23 protein-coding genes and 1 tRNA gene are annotated in these 25,047 nt (G+C 69.9%); 7 read left to right on the forward strand and 17 right to left on the reverse strand.

Going from position 1 to position 25,047, the window contains the following annotated elements:
* Nucleotides 1-421: 421 nt before the first annotated feature.
* Genes OL358_RS01625 through OL358_RS01640 form a run of 4 tightly spaced genes read right to left on the reverse strand, consistent with a single transcriptional unit; the run spans nt 422 to nt 4,457 of the window.
* On the reverse strand, nt 422-1,084 hold the full coding sequence (locus OL358_RS01625; protein WP_264708197.1) for a DNA alkylation repair protein: 663 nt from the start codon (nt 1,082-1,084) through the stop codon (nt 422-424).
* Nucleotides 1,077-1,622, reverse strand: coding sequence for a GNAT family N-acetyltransferase (locus tag OL358_RS01630; protein ID WP_264708198.1), 546 nt, complete (start codon nt 1,620-1,622; stop codon nt 1,077-1,079). Before OL358_RS01630 ends, OL358_RS01625 begins: the two co-directional genes overlap by 8 nt.
* Nucleotides 1,615-2,193, reverse strand: a complete 579-nt coding sequence (locus OL358_RS01635; RefSeq protein WP_264708199.1) for an isochorismatase family protein — start codon at nt 2,191-2,193, stop codon at nt 1,615-1,617. The genes OL358_RS01630 and OL358_RS01635 overlap by 8 nt, the downstream gene beginning before the upstream one ends.
* The gene (locus tag OL358_RS01640) at nt 2,190-4,457 is read right to left on the reverse strand and encodes an MMPL family transporter (RefSeq protein ID WP_264708200.1); all 2,268 of its coding nucleotides are present in this window, start codon (nt 4,455-4,457) and stop codon (nt 2,190-2,192) included. Before OL358_RS01640 ends, OL358_RS01635 begins: the two co-directional genes overlap by 4 nt.
* 54 nt (nt 4,458-4,511) lie before the next feature.
* Here OL358_RS01640 and OL358_RS01645 point away from each other — a divergent pair, with 54 nt between their 5' ends.
* On the forward strand, nt 4,512-5,465 hold the full coding sequence (locus OL358_RS01645; protein WP_264708202.1) for an EamA family transporter: 954 nt from the start codon (nt 4,512-4,514) through the stop codon (nt 5,463-5,465).
* Nucleotides 5,466-5,483: 18 nt separating this feature from the next.
* On the opposite strand, the gene OL358_RS01650 is transcribed toward OL358_RS01645, so the two are convergent.
* Nucleotides 5,484-5,879, reverse strand: a complete 396-nt coding sequence (locus OL358_RS01650) for a hypothetical protein (protein WP_264708203.1) — start codon at nt 5,877-5,879, stop codon at nt 5,484-5,486.
* A 61-nt stretch (nt 5,880-5,940) separates the two neighbouring features.
* A tRNA-Thr gene (locus tag OL358_RS01655) sits at nt 5,941-6,013 on the reverse strand.
* Nucleotides 6,014-6,230: 217 nt separating this feature from the next.
* On the opposite strand from OL358_RS01655, the gene OL358_RS01660 reads away from it, so the two are divergent.
* The 3 genes from OL358_RS01660 to OL358_RS01670 all read left to right on the forward strand — a co-directional run bounded on the left by OL358_RS01660 (nt 6,231) and on the right by OL358_RS01670 (nt 8,887).
* On the forward strand, nt 6,231-7,133 hold the full coding sequence (locus tag OL358_RS01660; RefSeq protein ID WP_264708204.1) for a MetQ/NlpA family ABC transporter substrate-binding protein: 903 nt from the start codon (nt 6,231-6,233) through the stop codon (nt 7,131-7,133).
* A 64-nt stretch (nt 7,134-7,197) separates the two neighbouring features.
* Nucleotides 7,198-8,235: a methionine ABC transporter ATP-binding protein gene (locus OL358_RS01665; protein WP_264708205.1), complete on the forward strand. Its 1,038-nt coding sequence runs from the start codon at nt 7,198-7,200 to the stop codon at nt 8,233-8,235.
* Entirely contained in the window at nt 8,228-8,887 is a 660-nt protein-coding gene (locus tag OL358_RS01670; RefSeq protein WP_264708206.1) for an ABC transporter permease subunit, read from the forward strand. Before OL358_RS01665 ends, OL358_RS01670 begins: the two co-directional genes overlap by 8 nt.
* Nucleotides 8,888-8,915: 28 nt before the next feature.
* Here OL358_RS01670 and OL358_RS01675 read toward each other — a convergent pair whose 3' ends face one another.
* The 9 genes from OL358_RS01675 to OL358_RS01715 all read right to left on the reverse strand — a co-directional run bounded on the left by OL358_RS01675 (nt 8,916) and on the right by OL358_RS01715 (nt 17,990).
* Nucleotides 8,916-10,469, reverse strand: coding sequence for an alpha/beta hydrolase (locus tag OL358_RS01675; protein ID WP_264708207.1), 1,554 nt, complete (start codon nt 10,467-10,469; stop codon nt 8,916-8,918).
* Nucleotides 10,466-11,641 carry a DNA polymerase III subunit delta' gene (locus OL358_RS01680; RefSeq protein WP_264708208.1) on the reverse strand — a complete coding sequence of 392 codons (1,176 nt, stop codon included), beginning with the start codon at nt 11,639-11,641 and terminating at the stop codon, nt 10,466-10,468. The genes OL358_RS01675 and OL358_RS01680 overlap by 4 nt, the downstream gene beginning before the upstream one ends.
* A 37-nt stretch (nt 11,642-11,678) precedes the next feature.
* A complete protein-coding gene (gene tmk / locus OL358_RS01685) occupies nt 11,679-12,326 on the reverse strand; it encodes a dTMP kinase (protein WP_264708209.1) in 648 nt (215 codons plus the stop codon).
* A complete protein-coding gene (gene topA, locus OL358_RS01690; protein WP_264708210.1) occupies nt 12,323-15,019 on the reverse strand; it encodes a type I DNA topoisomerase in 2,697 nt (898 codons plus the stop codon). The genes tmk and topA overlap by 4 nt, the downstream gene beginning before the upstream one ends.
* 67 nt (nt 15,020-15,086) lie before the next feature.
* Complete coding sequence (locus OL358_RS01695) at nt 15,087-15,404, reverse strand: Rv3654c family TadE-like protein (RefSeq protein ID WP_264708211.1); 318 nt, start codon at nt 15,402-15,404, stop codon at nt 15,087-15,089.
* Nucleotides 15,404-15,736, reverse strand: a complete 333-nt coding sequence (locus OL358_RS01700; protein ID WP_264708212.1) for a TadE family type IV pilus minor pilin — start codon at nt 15,734-15,736, stop codon at nt 15,404-15,406. The genes OL358_RS01695 and OL358_RS01700 overlap by 1 nt, the downstream gene beginning before the upstream one ends.
* The gene (locus tag OL358_RS01705) at nt 15,736-15,951 is read right to left on the reverse strand and encodes a DUF4244 domain-containing protein (RefSeq protein WP_264708214.1); all 216 of its coding nucleotides are present in this window, start codon (nt 15,949-15,951) and stop codon (nt 15,736-15,738) included. Before OL358_RS01705 ends, OL358_RS01700 begins: the two co-directional genes overlap by 1 nt.
* Nucleotides 15,952-15,999: 48 nt before the next feature.
* Nucleotides 16,000-16,908, reverse strand: a complete 909-nt coding sequence (locus OL358_RS01710) for a type II secretion system F family protein (protein ID WP_264708215.1) — start codon at nt 16,906-16,908, stop codon at nt 16,000-16,002.
* The gene (locus OL358_RS01715) at nt 16,896-17,990 is read right to left on the reverse strand and encodes a TadA family conjugal transfer-associated ATPase (RefSeq protein WP_264708216.1); all 1,095 of its coding nucleotides are present in this window, start codon (nt 17,988-17,990) and stop codon (nt 16,896-16,898) included. Before OL358_RS01715 ends, OL358_RS01710 begins: the two co-directional genes overlap by 13 nt.
* A gap of 442 nt (nt 17,991-18,432) precedes the next feature.
* Here OL358_RS01715 and acs point away from each other — a divergent pair, with 442 nt between their 5' ends.
* Nucleotides 18,433-20,400 carry an acetate--CoA ligase gene (acs, locus tag OL358_RS01720; protein ID WP_264708218.1) on the forward strand — a complete coding sequence of 656 codons (1,968 nt, stop codon included), beginning with the start codon at nt 18,433-18,435 and terminating at the stop codon, nt 20,398-20,400.
* 57 nt (nt 20,401-20,457) lie between these two features.
* On the opposite strand, the gene OL358_RS01725 is transcribed toward acs, so the two are convergent.
* Together OL358_RS01725 and OL358_RS01730 are read right to left on the reverse strand one after the other, a co-directional pair.
* Complete coding sequence (locus tag OL358_RS01725; protein ID WP_264708219.1) at nt 20,458-20,925, reverse strand: RidA family protein; 468 nt, start codon at nt 20,923-20,925, stop codon at nt 20,458-20,460.
* Nucleotides 20,922-21,143 carry a DUF4177 domain-containing protein gene (locus OL358_RS01730; protein ID WP_264708220.1) on the reverse strand — a complete coding sequence of 74 codons (222 nt, stop codon included), beginning with the start codon at nt 21,141-21,143 and terminating at the stop codon, nt 20,922-20,924. The genes OL358_RS01725 and OL358_RS01730 overlap by 4 nt, the downstream gene beginning before the upstream one ends.
* A gap of 110 nt (nt 21,144-21,253) precedes the next feature.
* Here OL358_RS01730 and OL358_RS01735 point away from each other — a divergent pair, with 110 nt between their 5' ends.
* Both OL358_RS01735 and OL358_RS01740 read left to right on the forward strand, forming a co-directional pair.
* Nucleotides 21,254-24,052, forward strand: a complete 2,799-nt coding sequence (locus OL358_RS01735) for a transglycosylase domain-containing protein (protein WP_264708221.1) — start codon at nt 21,254-21,256, stop codon at nt 24,050-24,052.
* Nucleotides 24,052-24,993 (forward strand): metallophosphoesterase, encoded by a 942-nt coding sequence (locus tag OL358_RS01740; protein WP_264708222.1) that lies wholly within the window; start codon nt 24,052-24,054, stop codon nt 24,991-24,993. The genes OL358_RS01735 and OL358_RS01740 overlap by 1 nt, the downstream gene beginning before the upstream one ends.
* Nucleotides 24,994-25,047: the final 54 nt, after the last annotated feature.

Here is a 25,047-nt window from a genome sequence, read left to right on the forward strand (position 1 = left end):
CTCGACATCCGCCGGCGAACAATTTCTGTCGGATATCGGGACTGGCCGACAACAGCGCCGTGTCGGACTGCGACGGCAACGAGTAGATGGGCTCAGGGCGCGAACTCGTGAAAGCTCGGGACCACGGCGAGCCCTACCTCGGCCGCATACACAGCGACCTCTTTCACCAGTTCGTCTCCCGCCGCGATCCACGCTCGGCCCACCGCCGGATCTGACCAGCGCACCTCGTGCCTATCTGCGGGACGAGATCGACGTTCCCAAAAGGGTGTCCAAGAGGCAGCTTCCATCCCCAACTGCACGCATGATCGTTAAGAACCGAGGCCGCGCCATTCCCCGGCCTTGCCCTCGCGAGGAGCGTCGTCGGGCCAATCACTCGAGGCGCTGCCCGAGCGGCTTGAACCGCTGCGACCGTCCGGAGCACTCAACCCTTCAGCGCCGAGCGCGCGGTCCGCCGGGCGTGCGCCGTCAGGTCTCCCCCGCGGCGTGCGAGGAACTGCTCGAGACGGCCGGGGTCGATCCGCCCGATCTCGCGCAGTGCGACGCCGACGTTGTTCTGCACGAACGGCTCAGGGTCTGCGGCGAGCAGCTCGCACAGCGCGAGCGGGTCGTCGAGGTCACCGGTGCGGATGATCCAGAACGCCGCGGTGATCGCCGCCCGCCGGTGCCACCGATCGGCGGAGCGCGCCAGGTCGAACAGCACGTCGCGCGGCTGATCGACGAGGTACCAGCCCACGACGCGCGGGGCGGATCTGTCGATGAGGTCCCACGTGTCGATGCGGTCGAGCCGCCGCATCCACAGCTCGTAGAGCGACGCGCGGTCCGCGCCCTTGCGTCGCGCACGGAAGTCGAGGATCGAGACGGCGACCATCCTCATCTCGTACGCGTCGGAGTCGAGCAGCCGGTCGACCTCGGGCAGCGGCATCCGCTCGTTCTTCTTCGCGATCTCGAAGACCGTTCCCATGCGCACGCCGATGACCTCGGTGCGGTCGTCGGTCATGCGCGTGCGTATCTTGGCGGCTTCGTCCGCGGATGCCGCGTCGTCGAGCTGCGCGCGCACCGCGGCCGCGTTCAACGACTCAGGCATCACCGAGACCGCGGGACATCTCGAGCTCGCGGCCGTTCTGGCCGACGATCGTCCCTCCGGTCACCACGAAGCCCAGCCGCGAGTAGGCGGCGCGAGCGCGCGCGTTGTCCTCATGGACGTCGAGGGACAGGATGCCGCAGCCCTGCGCGCGCGCCCACTCGGCGCCCGCATCGATCAGTCGATCGAGGATGCCGCGACCGCGGTGATCCGGCGCGACGTAGACCGCGACGAGCAGCGCGGTGCCCGCCTCGCGGACGCGCCCGAAGTAGTCGGGGAGGGCGGGCTCGGGCACGAGGATCGTCACCGTGCCGACCCAGGCATGCCCCAGCTCCGCGATGAACTGGGCGGTCGACGAGGTCAGCGACGCTCCGACCGCGCGCTCGTCCCAGAACGAGCCGGGTCGTGCCGCCGCGGATTCGTAGGTGTCGAGGAAGGCGATCCCGGCCGCGGGGTCCTGCAGCGACTCGAGGCGCAGTGCGCGCAGCCGGTCTCCTTCGGTCGCGAGCACCCGGCGGATGCGGACGGGAGCGTCAGGCACCGGAGATGGCGAGTTCGGCGCCGGCGTGGGCGAGTTCGGCGAGCGCGGCGTCGCTCGTCTCGGCCGCGACTCCCGCGACGAGGTCGGTCAGGATCCGCACACGTCGACCGTGCTCGATGGCATCGAGGGCCGAGGCCCGCACGCAGTAGTCGGTCGCGATGCCGGTGATGTCGACATCGACCACGCCGTTCACCTCGAGGAGGTGCGCGACCGTCTCGCCGTCGTCGGTGGTGCCTTCGAAGAGCGAGTAGGCCGGACGCCCCTGACCCTTCTTCACGTGATGGGTCACGGCATCGACGTCGAGCGCCGGGTCGTACTCGGCACCCGCTGTGCCGCTCACGCAGTGCACCGGCCACGAGTCGACGAAGTCCGGTTGCGGATGGAAGTGCCCGCCGTTGTCGTTGTCCGCGTCGTGCCAGTCGCGGGAGGCCACGATCACGGCGTAGTCCTCGGCGTGCGTCGCGAGGAACGCGGTGATCCGCTCGGCCACCGCGTCACCGCCGTCGACGCCGAGCGCACCGCCCTCCGTGAAGTCGTTCTGGACGTCGACGATGAACAGCGCCTTGCTCATGAGTCGAGCGTACGCCTGTACTCCTCACGCGTGAGCGGATGCCCGTCGTCGGCGACGACTGCAGCGTCCGGCGTCGTCTCGCCGCGCTCTCGCCACAGCTTCGAGGGCCACCAGATCGCGCGTCCGATGTCGTACGAGAGGGCCGGCACCAGGAGGGAGCGGACGACGAAGGTGTCCAGCAGCACGCCGAACGCGACGATGAACGCGATCTGCGCGAGGAACAGGATCGGGATGACTCCGAGCGCCGCGAACGTCGCGGCGAGCACGAGGCCGGCCGACGTGATGACACCACCCGTCGCCACGAGCCCGCGCAGGATGCCGGGTCTCGTGCCGTGCACGAGCGACTCCTCGCGCACCCTCGACATCAGGAAGATGTTGTAGTCCACTCCCAGCGCGACGAGGAAGACGAAGCCGTACAGCGGCACCGCAGGGTCGGCTCCGGGGAAGGCGAAGATGCCGTCGAAGACCAGCGCGGCGACGCCGAGCGATGTCGCGAACGAGAGGATCACGGTCGCGATGAGAAGCACCGGCGCCAGGATCGAGCGCAGCAGCAGCATCAGGATCAGGAGGATCACCAGCAGGATCACCGGGATGATGACGGTTCGGTCGCGGATCGACGTGTCGTTCGAGTCGATGTCCGTCGCCGTCTCGCCGCCGACGATCGCGGTGCCCGCTCCGAGCGCCTCATCGAGGTCGGTGCGCAGCTCTCGCACGGTGTCCTCGGCGGCGACGGAGTCGGCGGCGTCGGTCAGCGTCCCGATCACGAGAACGTCCCCTTCCGACACGGTCGGCGTGGGCGCGGGGGTGCCGGGCGGGCCGACCGCGGTGAAGACGGGTTCGCCGTCCTCGACCTCGACGGCCGCCTGGCCGGTGGGCGAGTCGTCCGACGCCACGGCCACGGATTCGATTCCGTCGCTGCCGGCCAGGACCTCGACGGTGCCGGCGAGCTCGTCCTCGGGCACGATCACGTAGACCGGGCTTCCGGAACCGGCAGGGAAGTGCTCGGCCAGCACGGCCTGCCCGTCGCGCGCCTCGGACTGCCCGAGCACGAGGTCGCTCGACGGGACGCCGTCGGCCTTGAGCTGCGTGATGCCGACGGCGCCGACGAGCAGCACGACGGTGCAGATCACCCACACGGCGCGCGCGTGGCGAGCGATGAACCGCGCCTGTCGGGGCCACAGCCCCTTGACCGGCTCCGTGAGGTCGTCGGGGATCGTCGCGATCGGCTCCTTCGGGATGAACGGCCAGAACGCCGCCCGGCCGAACAGCGCCAGCAGCGCGGGAAGGAAGGTCAGGGCGGACAGCACTGAGAAGGCGATGCCGATCGAGGCGATCGGGCCGAGCGCGCGGTTCGTCGCGAGGTCGGAGAGCAGCAGGCAGAGGAGTCCCGCGATGACGGTGCCGCCCGAGGCGAGGATGGGCTCGAACGCACCGCGCCAGGCCCGGACCGTGGCATCCCATCGTCTCTCGCCGTCGGCGACCGCCTCGCGGAACCGCGCGACGTAGAGCAGCGCGTAGTCGGTCGCGGCGCCGATCACGAGGATGAACAGGATGCCCTGCACCTGCCCGTTGAGCACGAAGATGCCGGCGTAGGCGAGCCACCAGACCGTGAGCAGCGCGACGCACAGCGCGAACACCGACGTCAGCAGCACGAGCACGGGCAGCAGCGGCGAGCGGTAGACGATCACCAGGATCACGAACACCGCGATCAGCGCGACCGCGAGCAGCAGCCCGTCGATCCCGAGGAAACCGGCGACGAGGTCGGCGGTGAACCCGGCTGGACCGGTGACCCAGCCTTCGAGAGGGGCGGCGAGATCGTCGTCGACGAGGGTGCGGATCTCGTCGACGATCTCGGCGACCTCGCCGGATGCGTCGACGGGCACGAACACCTGGGCTGCCTCGCCGTCATCCGACACGATGGGCGGCGAGACGCCGTCGAGAACGCCGGAAACCCCGGCGATGTCGTCGGCCAGCGTCTGGACGTCGGCGAGCTGGTCTTCGGTGAGCTCACCGTCACCGGTGACGACGACGACTGCGGGGATGCTGTCGTCCCCGAGGAAGTCCGGAAGGCGCTCGTTCACCTGCGTCGCGTCGGCGCTCTGCGGGAGGAAAGACGACCGGTCGTTGGAGGAGACCTCGTCGACCTTGCCGAAGTAGGGTCCGCCGATCGAGCCGACCACGAGCCACACGAGCACGAGAAGAGCCGGGATTCCGATCCGGAGCCAGCGAGTGGGGGTGCGCCGCGCGTGGTGGGGGTTCGCCATATCGCTAGCTTATCTAGCGAAATCGCGTCGCGCGACATCCATATGCTGAAACCGATGATCTCCGCACTGCTCGCACTCGCCGGCGCCCTCGTCTACGGGGCTGCCGACTTCCTGGGCGGACTGGCGGCCAAGCGCCTGAGGTCGATCGTCGTCACCGCGGTGACGGCATTCTCCGGACTCGTCGCACTGGTGGTCGTACAGCCGTTCATCGGCGGCACGTGGGCACCCGCCGATCTCGGGTGGGGAGTGCTCGCCGGCGGATTCGGCGCGCTCGCGATCGTGCTGCTCTACGCATGCCTCGCCATCGGCCCGATGAGCATCCTGTCGCCGCTGACCGCCGTGGTGTCGGCCATCGCCCCGATGCTGTGGGGCCTGCTGGTGGACGGCGAGACCCTCTCCCCCGTCGCGTACGCCGGCCTCGCCGTGGCTCTGGTGGCCGTCGTGCTGGTGGGCTTCATCCCCGGCGAGAAAGTCGTGCGACCCAGCATCCGAGGTCTCCTGATGGCCGTGGGGGCGGGCATCGCGATCGGCGGATTCCTCATCGTGATCGATCAGACCTCGGGTGCGAGCGGACTGGTACCGCTGATCCTGAGCCGGTCGACCACGTTCCTCGTGGCCGGCATCGCCGTCGGCGTGCTCGCGCTGGTGGCGATGCGGCGGGGGCAGAGGGCAGCATCCGTCCTCTCACCGGCCTCCGGCCTCGGCGTCACGCCCACCGGCCACGCCGATCTCGAGCACGCCACCGCGACGCACCCCACTCCTGTGCCCTCGGTCTCGCGGGCGTGGCTGCTGGCGGCGGCCTGCGGGGTCGTGGACGCCGCCGCGAATGCGCTCACGCTGCTCGCGCTGCGCGGCGGCGACCTCTCGATCGTGTCGGCGCTCACCGCGCTCTATCCGGCGGGGACGATACTGCTCGCCGCCGTCGTGCTGCGGGAGCGGGTCGCCGGCGTGCAGTGGGCCGGTCTGGCACTGGCGCTCGTGGCGGGCGGGATGCTGGCGCTCGGCTGAATCGCCGTGCGGCGCCGATCAGCCGCGCGTGAAGAGCAGGACCCCCGAGACGACGACCGCCAGCAGGCCGAGGCCGATGAACCCACCTGCCAGGTACGCGACCGCGCGAACGGCCGGGGAACCCTGGGTGAGGCGCATGCGTCCGCGCGCACCACGGCGGTAGAAGAGGTCGGCCATGTCCTTGCCGGCGAGCTCGCGCTCCTGCTCGTGCGAGAGGTGGGCCTCGTTGACCCCGCCGTCCTCGTCGAACCAGCGCACGAGGCGGCCGTGCTCGGAGTCCTCGATCACGCCGCGTGCGGGCAGCCAGGTGCCGTCGAAGAGATACATGATCAGCGCGATGCCTGCGACGAGGGCGCCGACGGCGAACCCGACCCAGGAGAAGATCTCCACCAGGGCGTCGATCGCGGAATCCATCGGGGACCTCATCCTGCGCGGATACGGAAAACGGCCGCCGCGGGCGGCCGTTTCCGGTTCGAGCCACCTAAGGGAATCGAACCCTTGACCTATTCATTACGAGTGAATCGCTCTGCCGACTGAGCTAAGGTGGCGCGCTTCGCTTGCGCGATGCACGATCAACGATCTTACAGGGTCGCGGGAGCCCTCGCGAACACGCTCGAACGCCTCCCCGTGTCGACGTGTTACGCCGCGATTCGGAAGGGTCCGAACCCCGACATAGCGTCGAAGGCGTACCGCGACGGAGCGAGCGCGGTCGAATGATCGTGTTCGTGACGGACCGGCGGATCCACACGCACAGGAGTCACACACATGCCAAAGAAGATCACGATCGCCGCCGCAGCGGCCCTCCCCCTCGCCCTCCTCGTCCTCGCGGGGTGCGCCACCGGAAACGCCGATGCGGGTTCGGGCGACGGCGGCGCGTCGAACGAGGTCGTGCGCATCGGCGTCGTCGGCGCCGGCGACCCGTACTGGGAGACCTACAAGGAGGCGGCGGCCGCCGAGGGCATCGAGATCGAGCTCGTCGACTTCAGTGAATACACCCAGCCGAACCCCGCACTCTCCGCCGGCGAGCTGGACCTGAACCAGTTCCAGCACGTCATCTACCTGGCCACCTACAACGTCGCCAGCGACGACGACCTGCAGCCCATCGGTGCGACCGCGATCTACCCCCTCGGCCTGTACTCGACCCAGTACGAGTCGGTCGAGGACATCCCCGAGGGATCGACCGTCGCAGTGCCCAACGACGAGAGCAACCAGGCTCGCGGCCTGCTCGTGCTCCAGTCCGCAGGACTCGTCGAGCTGAAGGACGGCGGATCGATCTTCTCGACCGTCGCCGATGTCGAGCCGTCGTCGAAGGTCAAGGTCGAGGCGCTCGACGCCGCACTCACGGCGACGTCGCTGCCCGATGTCGCCGCGGCGATCATCAACAACGACTTCGTCGAGGATGCCGGTCTGACCTTCGAGGACGCGATCGCCGTCGACGACCCGTCCGACCCCAACGCGCTGCCGTACATCAACATCTTCGCTGCCCGCGCCGAGGACGCCGACAACCCGACGTACCTCAAGCTCGTCGAGATCTACCAGAACAGCCAGGACGTCCTCGACGGCGTGCTCGAGGCATCCGGCGGCACTGCCGTCTTCGTCGACACCCCGGCCGCCGACCTCGTCGCTTCGCTCAGCGACGTCGAGGACGACATCCGCGCGAACCAGTAATCGCCTTCGCGCTGTGCGGCCCGCTCGACGAGCGGGCCGCACACGCACGTCTCCAGGAAGCACCATGAGTCTCATCCGCCTGAGCGGCGTCTCCAAGACCTTCCCTCCCCCGGCCAAGGACGCCGCGCCGGTCATCGCGGTGGACGGCGTCGACCTCGCGATCGAGTCGGGCGAGGTCTGCGGCATCATCGGCTATTCGGGTGCGGGCAAGAGCACCGTGCTGCGCCTCGTGAACGCGCTCGAGACGCCGACGGAGGGAACCGTCGAGATCGACGGCCGCGACGTGACGGGACTGCGCGAGCGCGAGCTGCGCGAGCTGCGCTCCGACATCGGCATGATCTTCCAGCAGTTCAACCTCTTCGAGTCACGGACTGTCGCGAAGAACATCGCCTATCCGCTCGAGGTCGCGGGTCGCTCACGCAGCGAGATCGGCACACGCGTGACGGAACTTCTGCAGTTCGTCGGCCTGGCCGACAAGGCGCGCAGCTACCCCGAGCAGCTGTCGGGGGGACAGAAGCAGCGCGTCGGCATCGCCCGCGCCCTGGCGACGAACCCGCGCATCCTCCTCGCCGACGAGGCGACGAGCGCGCTCGACCCCGACACCACGCAGGAGGTGCTCGCGCTCCTCCAGCGCGTGAACCGCGAACTCGGCGTCACCATTCTCGTCATCACCCACGAGATGGACGTCATCCGCACCCTCGCCGATCGCGTCATCGTGATGGAAGACGGCCGGATCATCGAGTCCGGCGAGGTGTTCGAGGTGCTCTCCGCACCCCGCCATGCCGCGACGCAGCGCTTCGTCGCCAGCATCATCGAAGACGTCCCCGTCGGCGCGCAGCTCCGGACCCTCCGCGAGCGCCACCCCGGACGCATCGTGACGTTCACGGTGCGAGACGGCGATGTCACGCAGGCCGACGTCTTCGCCGCGCTGGCCGCCCACGGAGTGCGCTTCGAACTCATCCACGGCGGCATCAACGACATCCGCGGACGGGTCTTCGGGCATCTGACGCTGTCGTTGACCGGTGGTGACGCGGCGGTGACCGCGGCGATCGCCGCGGCATCCGTCCATGCCCCGCTCATCGAGGAGGACGCCCGTGGATAGGCTCATCGACCTGCTTCCCGAGCTGTGGACCGCCACGGTCGAGACGCTCTACATGGTGACGTTCAGCCTCATCCTGGGCGGCCTGGGCGGCCTGGTTCTGGGGGTCGCGCTCTACGCCACCCGCGCGGGCGGCCTGTTCCCGAGCCGCGCCGTCTCGGGCACGCTCAACGTCATCGTCAACACCGTGCGCCCCATCCCGTTCGTGATCCTGCTCACCGCGCTGCAGCCGCTCGCCCGGAGCGTCGGCATCCCCGGCATCGGCACGAACTTCGGTGTGTTCGTGATCTCGATCGCGTCGCTCTTCGCCATCAGCCGCATCGTCGAGCAGAACCTGCTCACCGTCCGCCCCGGCGTGGTGGAGGCGGCGCGTGCGGCGGGCGCGAGCCGATCGCGCATCCTGTTCCGACTGGTGCCGCGCGAGTCGCTCGGCCCGCTCATCCTCGGGTACACGTTCATCGTCGTCGCGCTCGTCGACATGACGGCGATGGCGGGCGCGGTCGCCGCCGGCGGTCTCGGCGACTTCGCGATCGTCTACGGGTTCAAGCAGTTCAACCCATGGGTGACGTGGGCGGCCGTGATCGTGATCATCGTGATCGTGCAGGGTGTGCAGTTCTTCGGGAACTGGCTGGCGCGGCGGGTGCTGCGCCGATAGCGGGGCGAGCGGATGCCGCGGCCCCGCCTCACCCGCAGGTGAGCCCGTCCTGCGGCACGGTGCCGTCGAGCAGATACTTCTCGACCGCGTCGTCGACGCAGTCGCTGCCCTTGTTGTAGCCGGTGTGACCCTCGCCCTCGCGCGTGATGAGCACGCCGGAGGCGAGCTGCTCAGCAAGGGACACCGACCATTCGTAGGGGGTCGCCGGGTCGTTCGTGGTGCCGACCACGACGATGGGCGCGGCGCCCTCGGCGGTGATCTCTCCGCGTGTGCCGGTCGCGGGGTACGGCCACACCTCGCAGGGGTCGGGGCCGAACCAGTACGGCGCCACTGTCGGGGCCTCCGAAGCCAGCTGCTCCTTCGCCGCCGCGATGTCGACGTCGGTGGCATCGACCGGATAGTCCATGCAGTTGTACGCGCGGAACGCCTCGGTCTGATTGCCGTAGTACGTGCCGCCCTCGCGGTTGTTGTAGAAGTCGGCGAGGATGAACGCCGTCTCGGGGTCGCCCTGGAGGGCGCCGTCGAGGGCGAGCGTGAGGTAGTCCCAACTCTGCTCGGAGTAGAGGGCCGCCACGATCGCGGTGAGGAGCGAATCCGCACCGAGCTCTCGCCCATCGGCCGCGGGGAGGGGATTGCGGTCCACCGACGCCATCAGCGCACCGAGGTCGGCCATCGCGTCGTCCACGGAGCCGCGGAACGGACACTCGCGGCTCTCGAGGCAGTGCGCCATGTACGCGCGAAGCGCCGATTCGAAGCCCACCCCCTGCGTCACGTTCATCTCGAGACCCGAGATGGCGGGGTCGACCGCGCCGTCGAGGACGAGGCGCCCGACCTTGTCGGGGAAGAGCTCCGCGTAGGTCGCGCCGAGGAACGTGCCGTACGAGTAGCCGAGGTAGTTCAGCTCGCTGTCGCCGAGCACCGCCCGCAGCAGGTCCATGTCGCGCGCGGAGTTCTCGGTCGTGATGTACGGCAGGATGCCGTCGCTGTTCTCGTCGCAGGCCTCGGCGAAGCCGGCGTGACGCTCGAGGAGCTCGTCGGTCCAGGCATCCGATCCCCGCTCGTTCTCGGGGATGTCGTAGAGGTAGGCGTCCATGTCGGCGTCGTCGAAGCAGGTGACGGCGGTCGATTCGCCGACTCCCCGCGGATCGAAGCCGATCACGTCGAACTGCTCGCGCAGCGGCTCGCCCACCGCGAAGGTCAGCGAGTCGCGGATCAGCTCGACGCCGCTCGCACCGGGTCCGCCGGGGTTGGTGAGGAGCGAGCCGATCGCCTCGCCGCCTTCGGCGCGGCTGCGGATCACCGACAGCTCGATGTCGCCCTTCGAGGGGTCCGCCCAGTCGAGAGGGGCCGTGACCATCGTGCAGTCGAACCCCTCGTCGCAGGCAGCCCAGTCGAGGGTCTGCTCGTAGTACGGCAGAAGGTCGTCCGGCACGCCCGCGGTATCGGGCGCGGGACTCGAGGTCGATATCGCTTCGTCGGGGATCATCGCGTAGAAGCAGCCGCTCAGGGCGACGGATGCCGCGGCCAGCGCCGCCACGACGGCGACGACACGGCGGGCACGGCGACGGGGGGACGCGTTCACGGGGTCCTTCCGCTCGCGACGGTCACGAGCATGCTCTCGAGGGCGAGGGTGGGAGCGGCATTGAGCTCGACGTTCTCACGCGTGACCGCGATGCGATCGACGACGGTGAGGGTGCGCTCGGGCGACCAGGCTGCGGCGAGCGAGCGCAGGTCGGGCTCGAGCTCGCGGTTGATGAGATCGGCGTCGCGGCCGAACTGGAGCATGAGCACGTCGCGGAACATCGACTCGAGGTCGGTGAGCACGCGATCGATGCCGTCGCGCAGACTGCGCGTCGCACGGCGCTTCTGGTCGTCCTCGAGAGCCGAGAGCTGGGCGCGCACCGCCGGCGGCACGGCACCGCCCTCGGGGATGCCGAGCGTGCGCAGCAGCGACGACCGCTCCGCCTCGTCGCGCTCGGTGGTCAGCGCCTTGGCGTCGTCGGTGGCCGCCTGCACGATCCGGCCGGCGACGTCGACGGCGTCGCCCACGCCGCGCACCCGCAGCACCGCGCGGAGCATGGCGTCCCGGCGGGCGCGCGTAGCGGCATCCGTCGCCAGCCGCTGCGCCATGCCGATGTGACGCTGGGCATGACGGGCGGACTGCTCCGCCGTCGCCTCGTCGACACCGGTGCGCTCGACGATCAAGCGCGCCACGTCGTCGACGCCGGGCTCGCGCAGCCGGAGGGTGCGCACGCGTGATCGGATCGTGGGCAGCAGGTCGGCGTCGCTCGGCGCGCACAGCACCCAGACCGTGCGCTCGGGCGGCTCTTCCAGGGCCTTGAGCAGGACGTTGGAGGTGCGCTCGGCCATGCGGTCGGCGTCTTCCATCACGATCACGCGGTAGCGGCCGAGCGACGGCGAGAAGTACGAGCGCTCGACGAGTGCACGGGCGTCTTTGGTCGAGATGATCACGCCCTCGGTGCGCAGCGAGGTCAGGTCGGGATGCGTGCCCGCGAGCACCTGTCGCATCGCGTTCTGGTCGCCGGGCTCGGCGATGAGCGCGGCAGCGAAGGCGTAGGCGAGCGTCGAACGCCCCGATCCGGGTGGACCCGTGATGAGCCACGCGTGGGTGAGAGCGGACGGATCGGATGCTGCGTCCTGCAGTGTCGCGACGGCATCGGCCTGTCCCCACACCTCGCCCCACGGGACCTCGGCACGCACGGTCGTCGCCGCCGCGCCCGCCGTCGAATCCATGCCAGTCAGCCTAGTCGCGGCCACGGACGCCCCCGGCTCAGCCGAGAAGGGCCGAGACCCGTTGCTGCACCGCGGCGGAGAGCTCCTCGGGCCGCCGCGTCGCGTCGAGCACGAGGAATCGGCCGGGCTCGGCGGCGGCGAGGGCGAGGAACTCCTCGCGCACCCGTGCGTGGAACGACTCGCGCTCGGCCTCGAGCCTGTCGAACGGCTTGTCGTCGGCGTCGAGTCGTCCGCGCGCGACCGAGGGGTCGAGGTCGAGGAGCACCGTGAGATCGGGCAGCAGGTCGCCGGTCGCCCACATCGACAGGCGCCGGACCTCGTCGGTTCCGAGCACGCGACCGGCACCCTGGTATGCGACCGACGAGTCGAGGTAGCGATCCTGGATCACGACGTCGCCGCGCTCGAGCGCCGGGCGCACCACGGCCTCGACGTGGTGTGCCCGGTCGGCCGCGTACAGGAGGGCCTCGGCGCGTGCCGCGACCTCACCGCGGTGGTGCAGCACGATGTCGCGGATCAGCCGCCCCACCTCGGTGCCGCCCGGCTCGCGCGTGCGGACGACGCGGCGCCCGGCATCCGTGAGCCACTTCTCGAGCAGCACCGCCTGGGTCGTCTTTCCGGCGCCGTCGCCGCCCTCGAGCGTGATGAAGAGCCCGGCGTGCGAGCCGGGCACGGCCGCGTCGGTCACTTCTTCGCCGGGGCCTTCTTCGTGGTGGTCCGTCGCGCGGTGCGCTTGGGCGCCGGTCCCTTCGCGCGCTTGTCGGCGAGCATCTGGACGGCGATCTCGTAGGTGATGTCGTCGGGCGTCTGGCCGCGCGGGATCGTGACGTTGGTCACCCCGTCGGTGACATACGCGCCGAACCGGCCGTCCTTCACCTTGATCGGCTTCTCGCTCACGGGGTCGTTCTCGAACTCCTTGAGCGCGCTGCTCGCCCCGCGGGCCCCGTACTTGGGCTGCGCGTATACGGCGAGCGCCTCGTCGAGCGTGATGTCGAAGAGCTGCTGCTCGCTCTGCAGCGTGCGCGAGTCCGTGCCCTTCTTGAGATACGGGCCGTACCGTCCGTTCTGCGCCGTGATCTCGGCACCGGACTCGGGGTCGGCGCCCACCACGCGCGGCAGGTCGAGCAGACGCAGCGCCGTCTCGAGGTCGATGGTGTCGACCGACATGGACTTGAAGAGCGATGCGGTGCGGGGCTTGGGTGCGACCTCTTTCTTCGCACCGCGCTTCTTCGGCGCGGGAGGCGCCTCGACGATCTCGCCGGTCTCTTCGTCCACCTCCTCGTCGGTGGGCGGGTCGGCCTCCTGCACGTAGGGCCCGAACCGACCGTCCTTGACGACGACGAGCTTGCCGTTGGCCGGGTTCTCACCCAGCACGCGGTCGCCCGCCACCGGCGCGTCGATGAGCTCCTGCGCCTTCGCGGGCGTGAGTTCGTCGGGCGCGAGATCCTCGGGGATGTTGACGCGGCGCGGATCGCCCTCGGGGTTCTCGGGATTGGGCACCTCGAGGTAGGGACCGTACTTGCCGAAGCGCAGGGTCGCGACGTCGCCGATGGGCGTCGAGTTGAGTGCGCGGGCGTCGATCTCGCCGAGGTTGTCGACGATGTTGCGCAGGCCGACCTGCCCCTCCGAGCCGAAGTAGAACTCCTTGAGCCAGTCCTCGCGCCGCTGCTCGCCGCGGGCGATCGCGTCGAGGTCGTCCTCGAGCGCCGCGGTGAAGTCGTAGTCGACGAGGTCGGCGAAATGCTCCTCGAGAAGCCGCACGACACTGAACGCGAGCCAGCTCGGGATCAGCGCCTGGCCGCGCTTGGAGACGTACCCGCGATTGAGGATCACGTCGATGATGCTCGCGAACGTGGACGGGCGGCCGATCCCCTTCTCCTCGAGCGCCTTGACGAGGCTCGCCTCGGTGTAGCGAGGCTTGGGGCTCGTCGCGTGCCCCTTGGGCTCGACCTCCTTGAGCCGCAGGACATCGCCCTCGGCGAGCACGGGCAGCGACTGGTCGTCGGCCCGGTCGGCGTCGCCGCGCTTCTCGTCCTTGCCCTCCTCGTACGCCTCGAGGAAGCCCTTGAAGGTGTAGACGGTGCCGGACGCCGTGAACTCGGCACGCCGATCGCCGGCCTGCGCCGTGAGCGTGACGGTCGTCGTCTCGTACTTCGCATCGGACATCTGGCTGGCCATCGTGCGCTTCCAGATGAGGTCGTAGAGCCGCTGCTCATCGCGGTCGAGCTCGCCGGAGACGGACGCGGGCGTGCGGAACTCCTCGCCGGAAGGACGGATCGCCTCGTGCGCCTCCTGCGCGTTCTTGCTCTTGCTGGCGTAGGTGCGCGGGTTCAGCGGAACGGCCTTCTCGCCGTACATCGCGACGGCCTGCGCCCGAGCGGCCTGGATCGCCTGCGTGCTGAGCGCCGTCGAGTCGGTGCGCATATAGGTGATGAAGCCCTTCTCGTAGAGACGCTGGGCGACGCTCATGGCGTGCTTGGCGCTCATCGAGAGCTTGCGGCCGGCCTCCTGCTGGAGGGTCGAGGTGGTGAAGGGCGCGCGCGGGCTGCGGGTTCCGGGCTTCGATTCGACGCCGGTGACGGACGCCTCGCCCGCCGCCTGGATCGCCTCGGCGAGCGAGCGCGCCTCGGTCTCGTCGAGGACGAGCACGGCCTTCTTCAGGGTGCCGCTGTCGTCGAAGTCGGTGCCGCGCGCGAGCGGCGCACCGTCGACGCGGGCGAGGCGGGCGCCGAACGAGTCGGATCCCTTGACCGCGAGCGTCTCGATGTCCCAGTACGAGGCGGACACGAATGCCATCCGCTCCCGTTCGCGCTCGACGACCATGCGGGTCGCGGCGGACTGGACACGCCCAGCGGACGTGCCCTGCTGCACCTTGAACCACAGCACCGGGCTGACATCCCACCCGTACAGCCGGTCGAGGATGCGGCGCGTCTCCTGCGCGTCGACGAGCGCGAGGTCGAGTTCACGCGTGTTGCCGACGGCGGCCTGAATGGCGTCTTTGGTGATCTCGTGGAACACCATGCGCTTGACCGGGACCTTCGGCTTCAGCGTCTGCAGGAGGTGCCACGCGATGGCTTCGCCCTCGCGGTCCTCATCGGTCGCGAGCAGGAGTTCGTCGGCTCCCTTCAGCGCACGCTTGAGCTCGGCGACGGTCTTGCGGCCGCGCTCGCTCTCGACGTAGTAGGGGTCGAAGCCGTTGTCGATGTCGATCGAGTACTTGCCGTACGCCTGCTTCTTGTCAGCCGGAATGTCCTTCTTGTCCGCGAGATCGCGGATGTGACCGACCGAGCTCAGCACCTCGTAGCCGTCGCCGAGATACCCCTGGATCGACCTCATCTTCGTCGGGGACTCGACGATGACGAGCTTCTTGCCATCTGCCAAAGGGGTGGTCCTTTCTTCGACGCAAACCATACACGCCCAATTTCGGTGTGGTGCCTGTGAGAGCGCCTCATGACGCTGGGCCGGCACGCGCCCGCGCCGTCGCGGTGAAGACGCCGAAGCCGCCCGACACCGTCACCGTCGCCACCAGAGCGTCCACGTCGCACACGCTGACGACGACCCCGGAGGCCGCGGCCACCTCGTCCGCGCGCTCGCACGGCACCCCCGTGACCGCCCCGGAGGCGGCATCCGCGGCGGCCAGCGCCGCAGCATCCGCCGCGCCCGCGAGGCGCTGCCCGTACACGGACGCGGCGGACACCGCCCCGAGGCCCAGGGTCACAGCGGCCACCGCCGCCATCACGCCCACGGCGAGCGCCGTGCCGGGCATCAGAGTCCTCCGGCGAGCGCACAGGCCGTGGCGTGGACATCGATCCCGAGAAGGGCGGACGCGGATGCCGTGACGCACACGAGATCGTCACGTGCGTCGACGGCGCCCCGTGCGCCGGGCACCGCACCGGTGATCGCCGCGGTGACACGGTCGTTCGACTCGCCGCGTGCCGCCAGTCTCGCCGCATCGGAGACCGCATCCTGCAGTCGCACGTGCCGGGCGCCTGCGGCCAGCACGCCCGCCCCGAGGAGCAGCACGAGAGCGACCGCCGGCAGCGCGACCGCGAACTCGGCGACGACCGAACCGCGATCGTCGCCGGGTCGCGGCCTCATCAGGCCACCGTGAGCGCGCGCCGGACCAGGTCGGTGAGGATGCCGCGCACCTCGTCGGATCGCATGATCACGACGAGCATGCCGGCGAAGGCCACGGCCGCCATCGTGGCGATCGCGTACTCGGCGGTGGCGGCGCCGGTGTCGTCGGCGTTCGCCTCGGCGAACAGCCGGGCGGCGCGGCGGGCGGTGAGCGGAGGAAGGACGAAACGGGGCATGTGCATCTCTTTCTGTGTGCGGATGGAAGGGCGGGCACGGTCGGTGGGTCACAACGAGAACGACATCGTCGACATGACGCTGAGCATCATCGGCGCGACGCCGAGCAGGAGGAAGGCGGGCAGGGTGCACACGCCCAACGGCAGGAGCAGGCGCGACGAGAGACGCGCCGCTCGAAGGCGGCCCTCGACGCGGGCACGATGGCGCGCGAGCACCGCCGACGCGCGGAGCAGCTCGACGGCGGGCACCCCCGCAGAACGCGAGAGGGAGAGGATGCCGTCCGTGGACGGGTCGGGGTGGGCGCCGCAGTTCTCGACGAGCGCCGTCGCGCGATCGATGGAGACACCGCCGCTGAGAGCGATCGCCAGCAATTCGGCGCTGTGGCCCGCGACGCCCGGTTCGGCGCGGGCGCGCCGAACGAGGGCCGCCGTCCACCGCTGCGCCGCGACGATGAGGGCCGCACCCGCGCCGAGGCACACCAGGCCGAGCGGGTGTCCGAAGAGCGCACCGAACGTGTCGAAGCCCAGCGCGGCGCCGAGTGCCACCGCCACCAGCGGCAGCCACCCCATGAGTCGCGCGGTGCCGGCGGGCTCGGCGAGCGCGACCCGCACCTCGTCGGCGGCCTCCTGCGCGTCGCGGAGCGCCGCGGCGAGCCCGCGCAGGCTCTCGGCCAAGGGCGCACCCACCGTCGTGGCGACGCGCCACGCCGACGCGATCTCGGACCACGCACCGCCGTCCGTGTGCGACTCCCCCGCTCCACCGATCGCCTCGGCCGGCGACGCGCCGCCCTGCATCGCTTCGACGACGCGCGCCGCCGCCGGATCGCCGGCGTCGGCGAGGTGCACCCAGGCGCGCGCGGGCGCCACTCCGGCCTGGAGGAGCACGGCGAGGCGCAGCACGGTCTCGGCGGCGGCGGAGGCATCCGCCCCCTGCGCGGACCGCCGCGTCAGGCGGCGCACGCGTGCTCCTCGATCGCGAGGCGGCCACGGTCATCGACGACGGGACGCCCCATCGCCGCCAGCCGCCGGGTTCCGTCGGGTGCGCGCTCGACATGGAGCACGCAGCCGATCGCGCTCGCCACCTGCCGCGCGAGCGCCCGATCGTCGAGGCCGGCCAGCGCGCCGAGTGCCTCGAGCCGCGCCGGCACCTCGTGCAGGCCGTTCGCATGCACGGTACCGGCACCGCCGTCGTGGCCGGTGTTGAGAGCGGAGAGGAGCTCCCTCACCTCCTCACCGCGACACTCCCCCACGACGAGGCGATCGGGTCGCATGCGAAGCGCCTCGCGGACGAGCCTGGCGAGGCCGATGGCGCCCGCGCCCTCGAGGTTGGGCTGACGCGCCTCGAGCCTGACGTGGTGGGGATGGTCGATGCGGAGCTCGGCGACGTCTTCGATCGTGATGATGCGCTCGCGCGGATCCGCGCAGCCGAGCAGGCTCGCGAGCAGCGTCGTCTTGCCGGCGCCGGCCGCACCCGAGACCAGGATGTTCTCTCGGCGCGAGACGAGTTCCTCGAGCGTGCGTCGCATCGCGCCGTCGAACGCGCCCGACTCCTGCAGCGCGTTCAGACTCGGCCGATCGAGGCGCGGCACGCGTATCGAGATCGCGGTGCCCTCGGCGGACACCGGCGGGAGCACCGCGTGCACGCGCATGCCGCCGTCGAGGCGCACGTCGACCGCGGGGCTCGCGTCGTCGATGTGCCGTCCGCCGAGCGCGATGAGGGCGACGGCCAGGTCGCGCACGTCGTCCTCGTCGGCGTGCCACTCCGGCGCGGCGACGGGTCCGCTCCCTCGGTCCACGAACAGGCCGGCCGACCCGTTCACGAAGAGGTCGGTCACCGCGGGATCGTCGAGATAGGTCGCCAGGGCCTCGAGCGAGGGGTGCCGGGGCGGTCGCGCCCTCGCCTGCGAGGTCGGCCGCGGCATCCATCCCCCGCCCCCGGAACCCGACGCGGGCGCCGACGCGACAGGTCCGGGCACCACGACCACGTCGGGCGCCGGCGGGTTCGCGGTGCCACGCGGCTGGACGATGAACGGCTCGGGCATGCCCCGACGCTAGGAGCCTCCTGCGCACACGAGGAGCCGGATCGGGACGACGGCGTGAATCGGCCTGACGAGGGGTGCCTGTGGAGGAGAGCGCGGACGAACGTCCCGGAGAGAACAGGGGCGGCATCCCATGGGGGGAATGGGATGCCGCCACGTGCGACACCACACTTCGGGGGGTGATTCGGGTGCCGCAATGCCAGAATCGATGTTCGGCCGCTGGACAGCATATGCGAGGAAAGCGTCCTCGCAAAACAGTTCATGAGAGCCTTCTCACTGATATATCGCTCCAGTCCGGCAATGGCCCGGTCCCCACTATCGGGGGTGGTGACCGCTCCCTCCGCTGGTTACATTGCAGTCAGACTCGGCCGACACCGCGGCCGCCGGATCGAGCGCGGCCCGCCGCGTCGAGACCATCAGCACAGCCCGCAAAGGAGCGCGCTCAATGAGCAGCCAGATCGACCACCTGCTGAACGAGGACCGGCGCTTCGCGCCGGCCCCGGACTTCGCCGCCGACGCCGTCGCCACCGCCGAGCTGTACGACCGCGCCGCGGCGGACCGCGAGGGGTTCTGGGCCGACCAGGCGCGCGAGCTGCACTGGCACACGCCGTTCACGCAGACGCTCGACTGGTCCAACCCGCCGTTCGCGAAGTGGTTCGCCGACGGCGAGCTCAACGTCGCCTACAACTGCCTCGACCGTCACGTCGAGGCGGGCAACGGCGACCGCGTCGCCCTGCTGTGGGAGGGCGAGCCGGGCGACGCACGCCGCGTGACCTACGCCGAACTGACCGACGAGGTGAAGCGACTCGCCAATGTGCTGACGGAGCTGGGCGTCGGTGCGGGCGACCGCGTCGCGATCTATCTGCCGATGATCCCCGAAGCGGTCGCCGCGATGCTCGCGGTCGCCCGCATCGGCGCAATCCACTCCGTGGTCTTCGGCGGGTTCTCGGCCGACAGCCTGCGAGCGCGGATCGACGACGCCGGCGCCCGGGTCGTGATCACCGCCGACGGCGGCTACCGCAAGGGCAAGGTGTCGCCGCTGAAGCCGGCCGTCGACCTCGCACTCGGCGACCGCAACGGCTCGGGCCCGCAGGAGACCGTCGAGCACGTGATCGTCGTCAAGCGCGGCGGGAACGATGTCGACTGGACGCAGGGGCGCGACCTCTGGTGGCACGACGTCGTGCCGCAGGCATCCGGAGATCACGAGGCCGAGGCGTTCCCCGCCGAGAACCCGCTGTTCATCCTGTACACCTCCGGCACGACGGGAAAGCCCAAGGGCATCCTCCACACCTCCGGCGGATACCTCACGCAGGCAGCGTTCACGAACAAGGTCGTGCACGACATCCATCCCGAGACGGATGTGTTCTGGTGCACCGCCGACATCGGGTGGATCACCGGACACAGCTACGTCGCCTACGGTCCCCTCGCCAACGGCGCGACGCAGGTCATCTACGAGGGCACGCCGGACTCCCCGCATCCCGGCCGCTGGTGGGAGATCGTCGAGAAGTACGGTGTGACGATCCTCTACACGGCGCCGACGGCGATCCGATCGTTCATGAAGATCGGCCGTGCGGTGCCGCAGAAGTTCGACCTCTCGTCCCTGCGACTGCTCGGATCGGTGGGTGAGCCCATCAACCCCGAGGCGTGGATGTGGTACCGGAAGATCATCGGCGGCAAGACCGCCCCGATCGTCGACACCTGGTGGCAGACCGAGACCGGGGCGATCATGATCTCCGCGTTGCCGGGCGTCACCGAGACCAAGCCCGGGTCGGCGCAGGTGCCGCTCCCCGGCATCTCGGTCGACGTCGTCGACGAGGACGGCTCGCACGTCGGAAACGGAAACGGCGGCCTGCTGGTCGTCACCGAGCCGTGGCCGTCGATGCTGCGCGGCATCTGGGGGGACCCGGACCGATTCGTCGAGACCTACTGGGAGAAGTTCCAGAAGCAGGGCTACTACTTCGCCGGCGACGGCGCGCGCCTCGACGACGACGGCGACGTGTGGCTGCTCGGCCGCGTCGACGACGTCATGAACGTGTCCGGCCATCGCCTGTCGACGACCGAGATCGAGTCGGCGCTCGTGGCCAACGAGGCGGTGGCCGAAGCCGCCGTCGTCGGCGCCTCCGACGAGACCACGGGTCAGGCCGTCGTCGCGTTCGTCATCGTGAAGCAGTCCTACCTCGACGAGCACTCCGCCGAGGGGCTCGCCCAGTCGCTGCGCGGCTGGGTCGGGGAGCAGATCGGCCCGATCGCCCGGCCCCGGGACGTCTACATCGTGGGCGAGCTGCCCAAGACGCGGTCCGGCAAGATCATGCGCCGCCTGCTGCGCGACGTGGCCGAGGGCCGCGAGGTCGGCGACACCACGACACTCGCCGACACCGCCGTCATGAGCGTCATCTCGGCCCAGGTCACGTAGCAGCGAAGACGACGGATGCCCCGGCACGTGCTGTGCCGGGGCATCCGTCATCTGCTTCTAGGCGTAGGAGAAGACGACCTCGACCTCGACGGGCGCGTCGAGCGGAAGCACGGGCACGCCGACGGCGGACCGCGCGTGCCGGCCGGCCTCGCCGAAGATCTCGCCGAGCACCTCGCTGGCGCCGTTGATCACTCCGGGCTGCCCGGTGAACTCCGGAACGGATGCCACGAACCCGACCACCTTGATCACGCCGGTGAGCCGGTCGACACCGCCCACGGCGGCCGCGGCAGCCGCGATCGCGTTGAGTGCGCACTGACGCGCGTAGGACTTCGCGTCGGATGCCGGCACCAGGCCGTGACCGTCGCCCACCTTGCCGGTCGCCGGCAGCGAGCCGGAGATCATCGGCAGCTGACCCGCCGTGAACACGAGGTCGCCGTGCGCCTTCGCCGGCACGTACGCTGCGACGGGCGGGACGACGTCGGGAAGATCGATGCTGAGCTCCGCGAGCTTCTGGGTGACGCTCACGCCGTGCCCTCCTCGAACTGCCTCGCGGCCTGTGCCGCGGCACCGAGGCCCGCGTTCGCCTCACCGGCGCCGCTCGGCCGCTTGAGATAGGCGACGAGCCCACCCTCCGGCCCGGGAACGACCTGCACGAGCTCCCAGCCCTGCTTGCCCCAGTTGTTGAGGATCGCGGCGGTGTTGTGGATCAGAAGGGGCGTGGTGAGATACTCCCACGTCGTCATCGCGGCTCCTCGAGTCGGCGTGCGGAAACGGGCTGGTGAAGGCTGGGAAACACCCGGTGGGCGCACGTCCGTCAGGGAATCGCCCAGGTAGTTCCCTTACGATCAAGCCTATGCCTGATACCAATCGATCGGCTAGCGGTGTGCTCGGCGGTCTCGCCGGCCTCGTCGGCCTCAGCGCTGTCGCCGGCGTCCTCGTCGCGGCGACCGTGACTCCCGCCATCGCCCTCTCCGGCGCGGCAGCCACCAGCGCGATCACGATGTTCGACAACCTTCCGAGCGTGCTCGACATCGACAAGCTCATGCTCCCGACCACGCTGTGGGTGAAGACCGACCCCACGAAGGACGACTACGTCGTCATGACGCAGTTCTACGACCAGAACCGCTCGCCCGTGGACTACAACGAGGTCGCTCCCGTCATGTACGACGCGATTCTCTCCAGTGAGGACCCGCGGTACTACCAGCACGGCGGCGTCGACCTGATCGGCACGACCCGCGCGGTGCTGTCTAACATTCAGGGCGGCGGCGAGACGCAGGGTGGCTCGACCATCAGCCAGCAGTACGTCAAGAACATCCTCGTCCAGCGCTGCGAGGCGGACGCCAAGACCGAGTACAAGACCGACGAGAACGGCGAGGTGGTCGTCGACGAGAACGGCCAGGCCGTCGTCGAGGTCTCCCTCGAGCAGGCGAAGCTCGACTGCTGGACGCAGGCGACCACTGCGGCAGGCGACGAGGGCATCCAGCGCAAGCTCCAGGAGATGCGCTACGCGATCGCCCTCGAGAAGAAGTACGACAAGGAGACGATCCTTCTCGGCTACCTCAACATCGCCAACTTCGGCGGCACCACGTACGGCATCGACGCTGCCGCTCGGTACTACTTCGGCGTCGCGGCGAAGGATCTGACGCTCGGCCAGGCGGCGACGCTGGCCGGCATCGTCCAGAACCCCAACACGTACAAGATCGACAAGCCCAAGGGCTCGATCGTCGACGGCGACGGCGTCGGGTACAACAAGGCGCCCGACGGGCTCATCGACGATGTCAACCCGAAGCAGATCGCCGCGCTGACCTCGAAGCTCGACGCCGGCGAGATCACGCAGGAGCAGTACCTCGCCGCAGCAGACGGCTACAGCTCGACCAAGGGCCGTCAGCTCTACGTGCTCTCCCGCATGCTCGACGACGGGAAGATCACGCAGGAGCAGTACGACGCCGCGGTGCTCGAGCCGATCGTTCCCAAGATCACCTCGCCCAAGGTCGGCTGCGCCGCCGCAACGGGCCTCGAGTACTTCTGCCAGTACGTGCGCTACGTCATCCAGCAGGATCCCGCGTTCGGTGCGACGCAGGAGGAGCGCACCGAGAGCCTCCGCCGCGGCGGCCTGAACGTGTACACGACCCTCGACATGCGACTCCAGAAGGAGGCGCAGAGCACCATGAACACGCTGGCCCCGTCGTCGGTTCCCGGCGGCTACTTCGGCGCGACGTCGATCAGCCTCGAGGCTTCGACCGGCCGCATCCTGGCGGTCGCGCAGAACACGAAGTTCAGCGAGTCGATCACCGACGACCCGAACTACTCGTCGATCGTCTACGCCGGCGATCTGAAGTTCGGCGGGTCCCGCGGGTTCAGCGCCGGGTCGACGTTCAAGCTCTTCACCCTCATCGACTGGCTCGAAAAGGGCCACTCGGTCAACGAGGTCGTCAACGGCCGCAACCGCATCATCAAGGAGTTCCCCGACTCCTGCTACAACGGCGGCACGTACTACAACTCGAACTGGAACCCGAAGAACTTCAAGAACCAGTCGGGTTACGTCGGCACGCCGATGCAGTTCACCCGTGACTCGCTGAACACCGGATTCCTCGCGATGGCCTCCGAGCTCGACCTGTGCGACATCGGCAAGGCCGCGACGCGCATGGGCGTCGAACTCGGCACCGGCGAGCCGATCGTGATGACCGGTCCGAACAAGGTGATCGGTGACGACGCCATCTCGCCCCTCGCGATGGCCTCGGCCTACGCGACGGTCGCGAACAAGGGCATCCAGTGCCAGCCGCAGGCGATCGACCGCGTGACCGACTCGGACGGCAAGGAGATCGCCAAGCCGGACCGCAAGTGCAGCCAGGTCATCGACCCCGCTGTCGCGGCGACCGCGGCCTACGCCTTCCAGGGCGTGATGGCTCCCGGCGGAAGCGCCTACCCCGGCAACCCGTTCGACGGCACCCAGGTGATGGGGAAGACCGGCACGCACGAGGAGACCCACACCTGGATCATCGAGTCCAGCACCAGGGTCACCACCGCCGTGTGGACGGGCAACGTGCAGGGCGAGATCTCGCTCTACGACAAGTACTGGACCGGCAGCTACGAGCCGCTGAGCCGCATCCGCTTCCAGATGGCGAGGCAGCTTCAGCACCTCGCCAACCAGCTCTATCCGGCCGGCGGCTTCCCCGGCCCCGACAGCAACCTGTCGCGCCAGGTCTACACGGACCTTCCCAGTGTCGTCGGCAAGTCGCTGGACGAGGCCAGGAGGATCCTGCAGGACGCCGGATTCGAGGTGACGGTGGGCGCCCCGGTCGATTCCGACATGCAGAAGGATCTCGTCGCGACGCAGAGCCCGGGTGCGGGCAGGGTCGCGGGCGGCACCGTGGTGACGATCAACCCGAGCAACGGGCAGGGCCTCACCGTGCCGGATGTCTCCGGGCGCAAGCTCGACCGTGCGATCGCGGAGCTGCGCCAGGCAGGATTCGGCAACGTGCTGCCCGGAGCGTGCACGCAGCGCGACGACGCCGATCCCCAGGGTGACGCGACGGGCACCAAGCCCGCCGCGGGCACCGTGACCAACCGCAACACCGCCATCACCGTGGACTACGCCGCATCCGACTGCGGCGGCGGCAACGGCAACGGCAACGGCAACGGCGACGGCTAGTGCCGCACAGCGCATCCCGCGCCGCCCTCACCACGCTCGGCGTGGTGGGGGCGGTCGGCGCAGGTGCCGCGGTGTGGGGGGTCGGCATCGAGCGATACCTCTTCACCGTCCGCTGGCACGAGCTCGCCATCCTGCCCGCGGGCTCGCGTCCGCTGCGCATCCTTCATCTGTCCGACGCGCACATGGCGCCGTGGCAGCACCGCAAGCAGCAATGGATCGCAGCGCTCGCTGACCTCGAGCCGGACCTCGTGATCAACACGGGCGACAACATGGGTCACCACGACGGCCTGCGCGGCCTGCGTGCGGCGTTCGACCCGCTACGCGGCATCCCGGGGTTCTTCGTCCACGGCTCGAACGATCACACGGCTCCGTCTCCCCGGAACCCGTTCAAGTACTTCCTCGGCCCGTCCCGGACATCCGGCCGGAACCGCACGGAGCCGCTCGACACCCAGGCGCTCGACGGCTACTTGACGGACGAGCTCGGCTGGGTCGACCTCAACAACGCGGTCGGATCGGCGGATGCCGCCGGCACGCGCATCGAGGCGTTCGGCGTCAGCGACGCGCATCGCGACTGGGACCGGCTGGATGTGCTCCCCGACCTGCTGTCCGGGCTGCGCGCCGACTCCCCGCGCGCGCTGACGATCGGAGTCACGCATGCGCCCTACCGCCGTGTGCTCGACGAGTTCACCGACCTGGGCGCCGAGGTGATCTTCGCCGGACACACCCACGGCGGGCAGGTGCGCATCCCCGGTTCGCCCGCCGCGCTGGTCGCGAACTGCGACATCCCGCTGCGCCAGGCCCGCGGCCTCAGCGACTGGTCGCACGGGGGACGACGCATCCCGCTCAATGTGAGCGCCGGTCTCGGCCACTCGATCTACGCTCCGGTGCGGTTCGCGTGCCGTCCCGAGGCGTCGCTGCTCACCCTCAGCGCTCGTCCCTGAGACGAAGGCCCGGCCCGGTTCGGCGCACGGCTTCGGATCGGTTAGACTCGGAGG

The sequence above is a fragment of the Microbacterium sp. SSM24 genome (assembly GCF_025989145.1).
Classification (GTDB): Bacteria; Actinomycetota; Actinomycetes; order Actinomycetales; family Microbacteriaceae; genus Microbacterium.

Coding starts and splice junctions, on each gene's coding strand:
- OL358_RS01625 (WP_264708197.1), bottom strand. CDS start 1,084: ATGCCTGAGTCGTTGAACGCGGCCGCGGTGCGCGCGCAGCTCGACGAC.
- OL358_RS01635 (WP_264708199.1), bottom strand. CDS start 2,193: ATGAGCAAGGCGCTGTTCATCGTCGACGTCCAGAACGACTTCACGGAG.
- OL358_RS01640 (WP_264708200.1), bottom strand. CDS start 4,457: ATGGCGAACCCCCACCACGCGCGGCGCACCCCCACTCGCTGGCTCCGG.
- OL358_RS01645 (WP_264708202.1), top strand. CDS start 4,512: ATGATCTCCGCACTGCTCGCACTCGCCGGCGCCCTCGTCTACGGGGCT.
- OL358_RS01650 (WP_264708203.1), bottom strand. CDS start 5,879: ATGGATTCCGCGATCGACGCCCTGGTGGAGATCTTCTCCTGGGTCGGG.
- OL358_RS01660 (WP_264708204.1), top strand. CDS start 6,231: ATGCCAAAGAAGATCACGATCGCCGCCGCAGCGGCCCTCCCCCTCGCC.
- OL358_RS01665 (WP_264708205.1), top strand. CDS start 7,198: ATGAGTCTCATCCGCCTGAGCGGCGTCTCCAAGACCTTCCCTCCCCCG.
- OL358_RS01680 (WP_264708208.1), bottom strand. CDS start 11,641: ATGGATTCGACGGCGGGCGCGGCGGCGACGACCGTGCGTGCCGAGGTC.
- OL358_RS01695 (WP_264708211.1), bottom strand. CDS start 15,404: ATGCCCGGCACGGCGCTCGCCGTGGGCGTGATGGCGGCGGTGGCCGCT.
- OL358_RS01700 (WP_264708212.1), bottom strand. CDS start 15,736: ATGAGGCCGCGACCCGGCGACGATCGCGGTTCGGTCGTCGCCGAGTTC.
- OL358_RS01705 (WP_264708214.1), bottom strand. CDS start 15,951: ATGCCCCGTTTCGTCCTTCCTCCGCTCACCGCCCGCCGCGCCGCCCGG.
- OL358_RS01715 (WP_264708216.1), bottom strand. CDS start 17,990: ATGCCCGAGCCGTTCATCGTCCAGCCGCGTGGCACCGCGAACCCGCCG.
- acs (WP_264708218.1), top strand. CDS start 18,433: ATGAGCAGCCAGATCGACCACCTGCTGAACGAGGACCGGCGCTTCGCG.
- OL358_RS01730 (WP_264708220.1), bottom strand. CDS start 21,143: ATGACGACGTGGGAGTATCTCACCACGCCCCTTCTGATCCACAACACC.
- OL358_RS01735 (WP_264708221.1), top strand. CDS start 21,254: ATGCCTGATACCAATCGATCGGCTAGCGGTGTGCTCGGCGGTCTCGCC.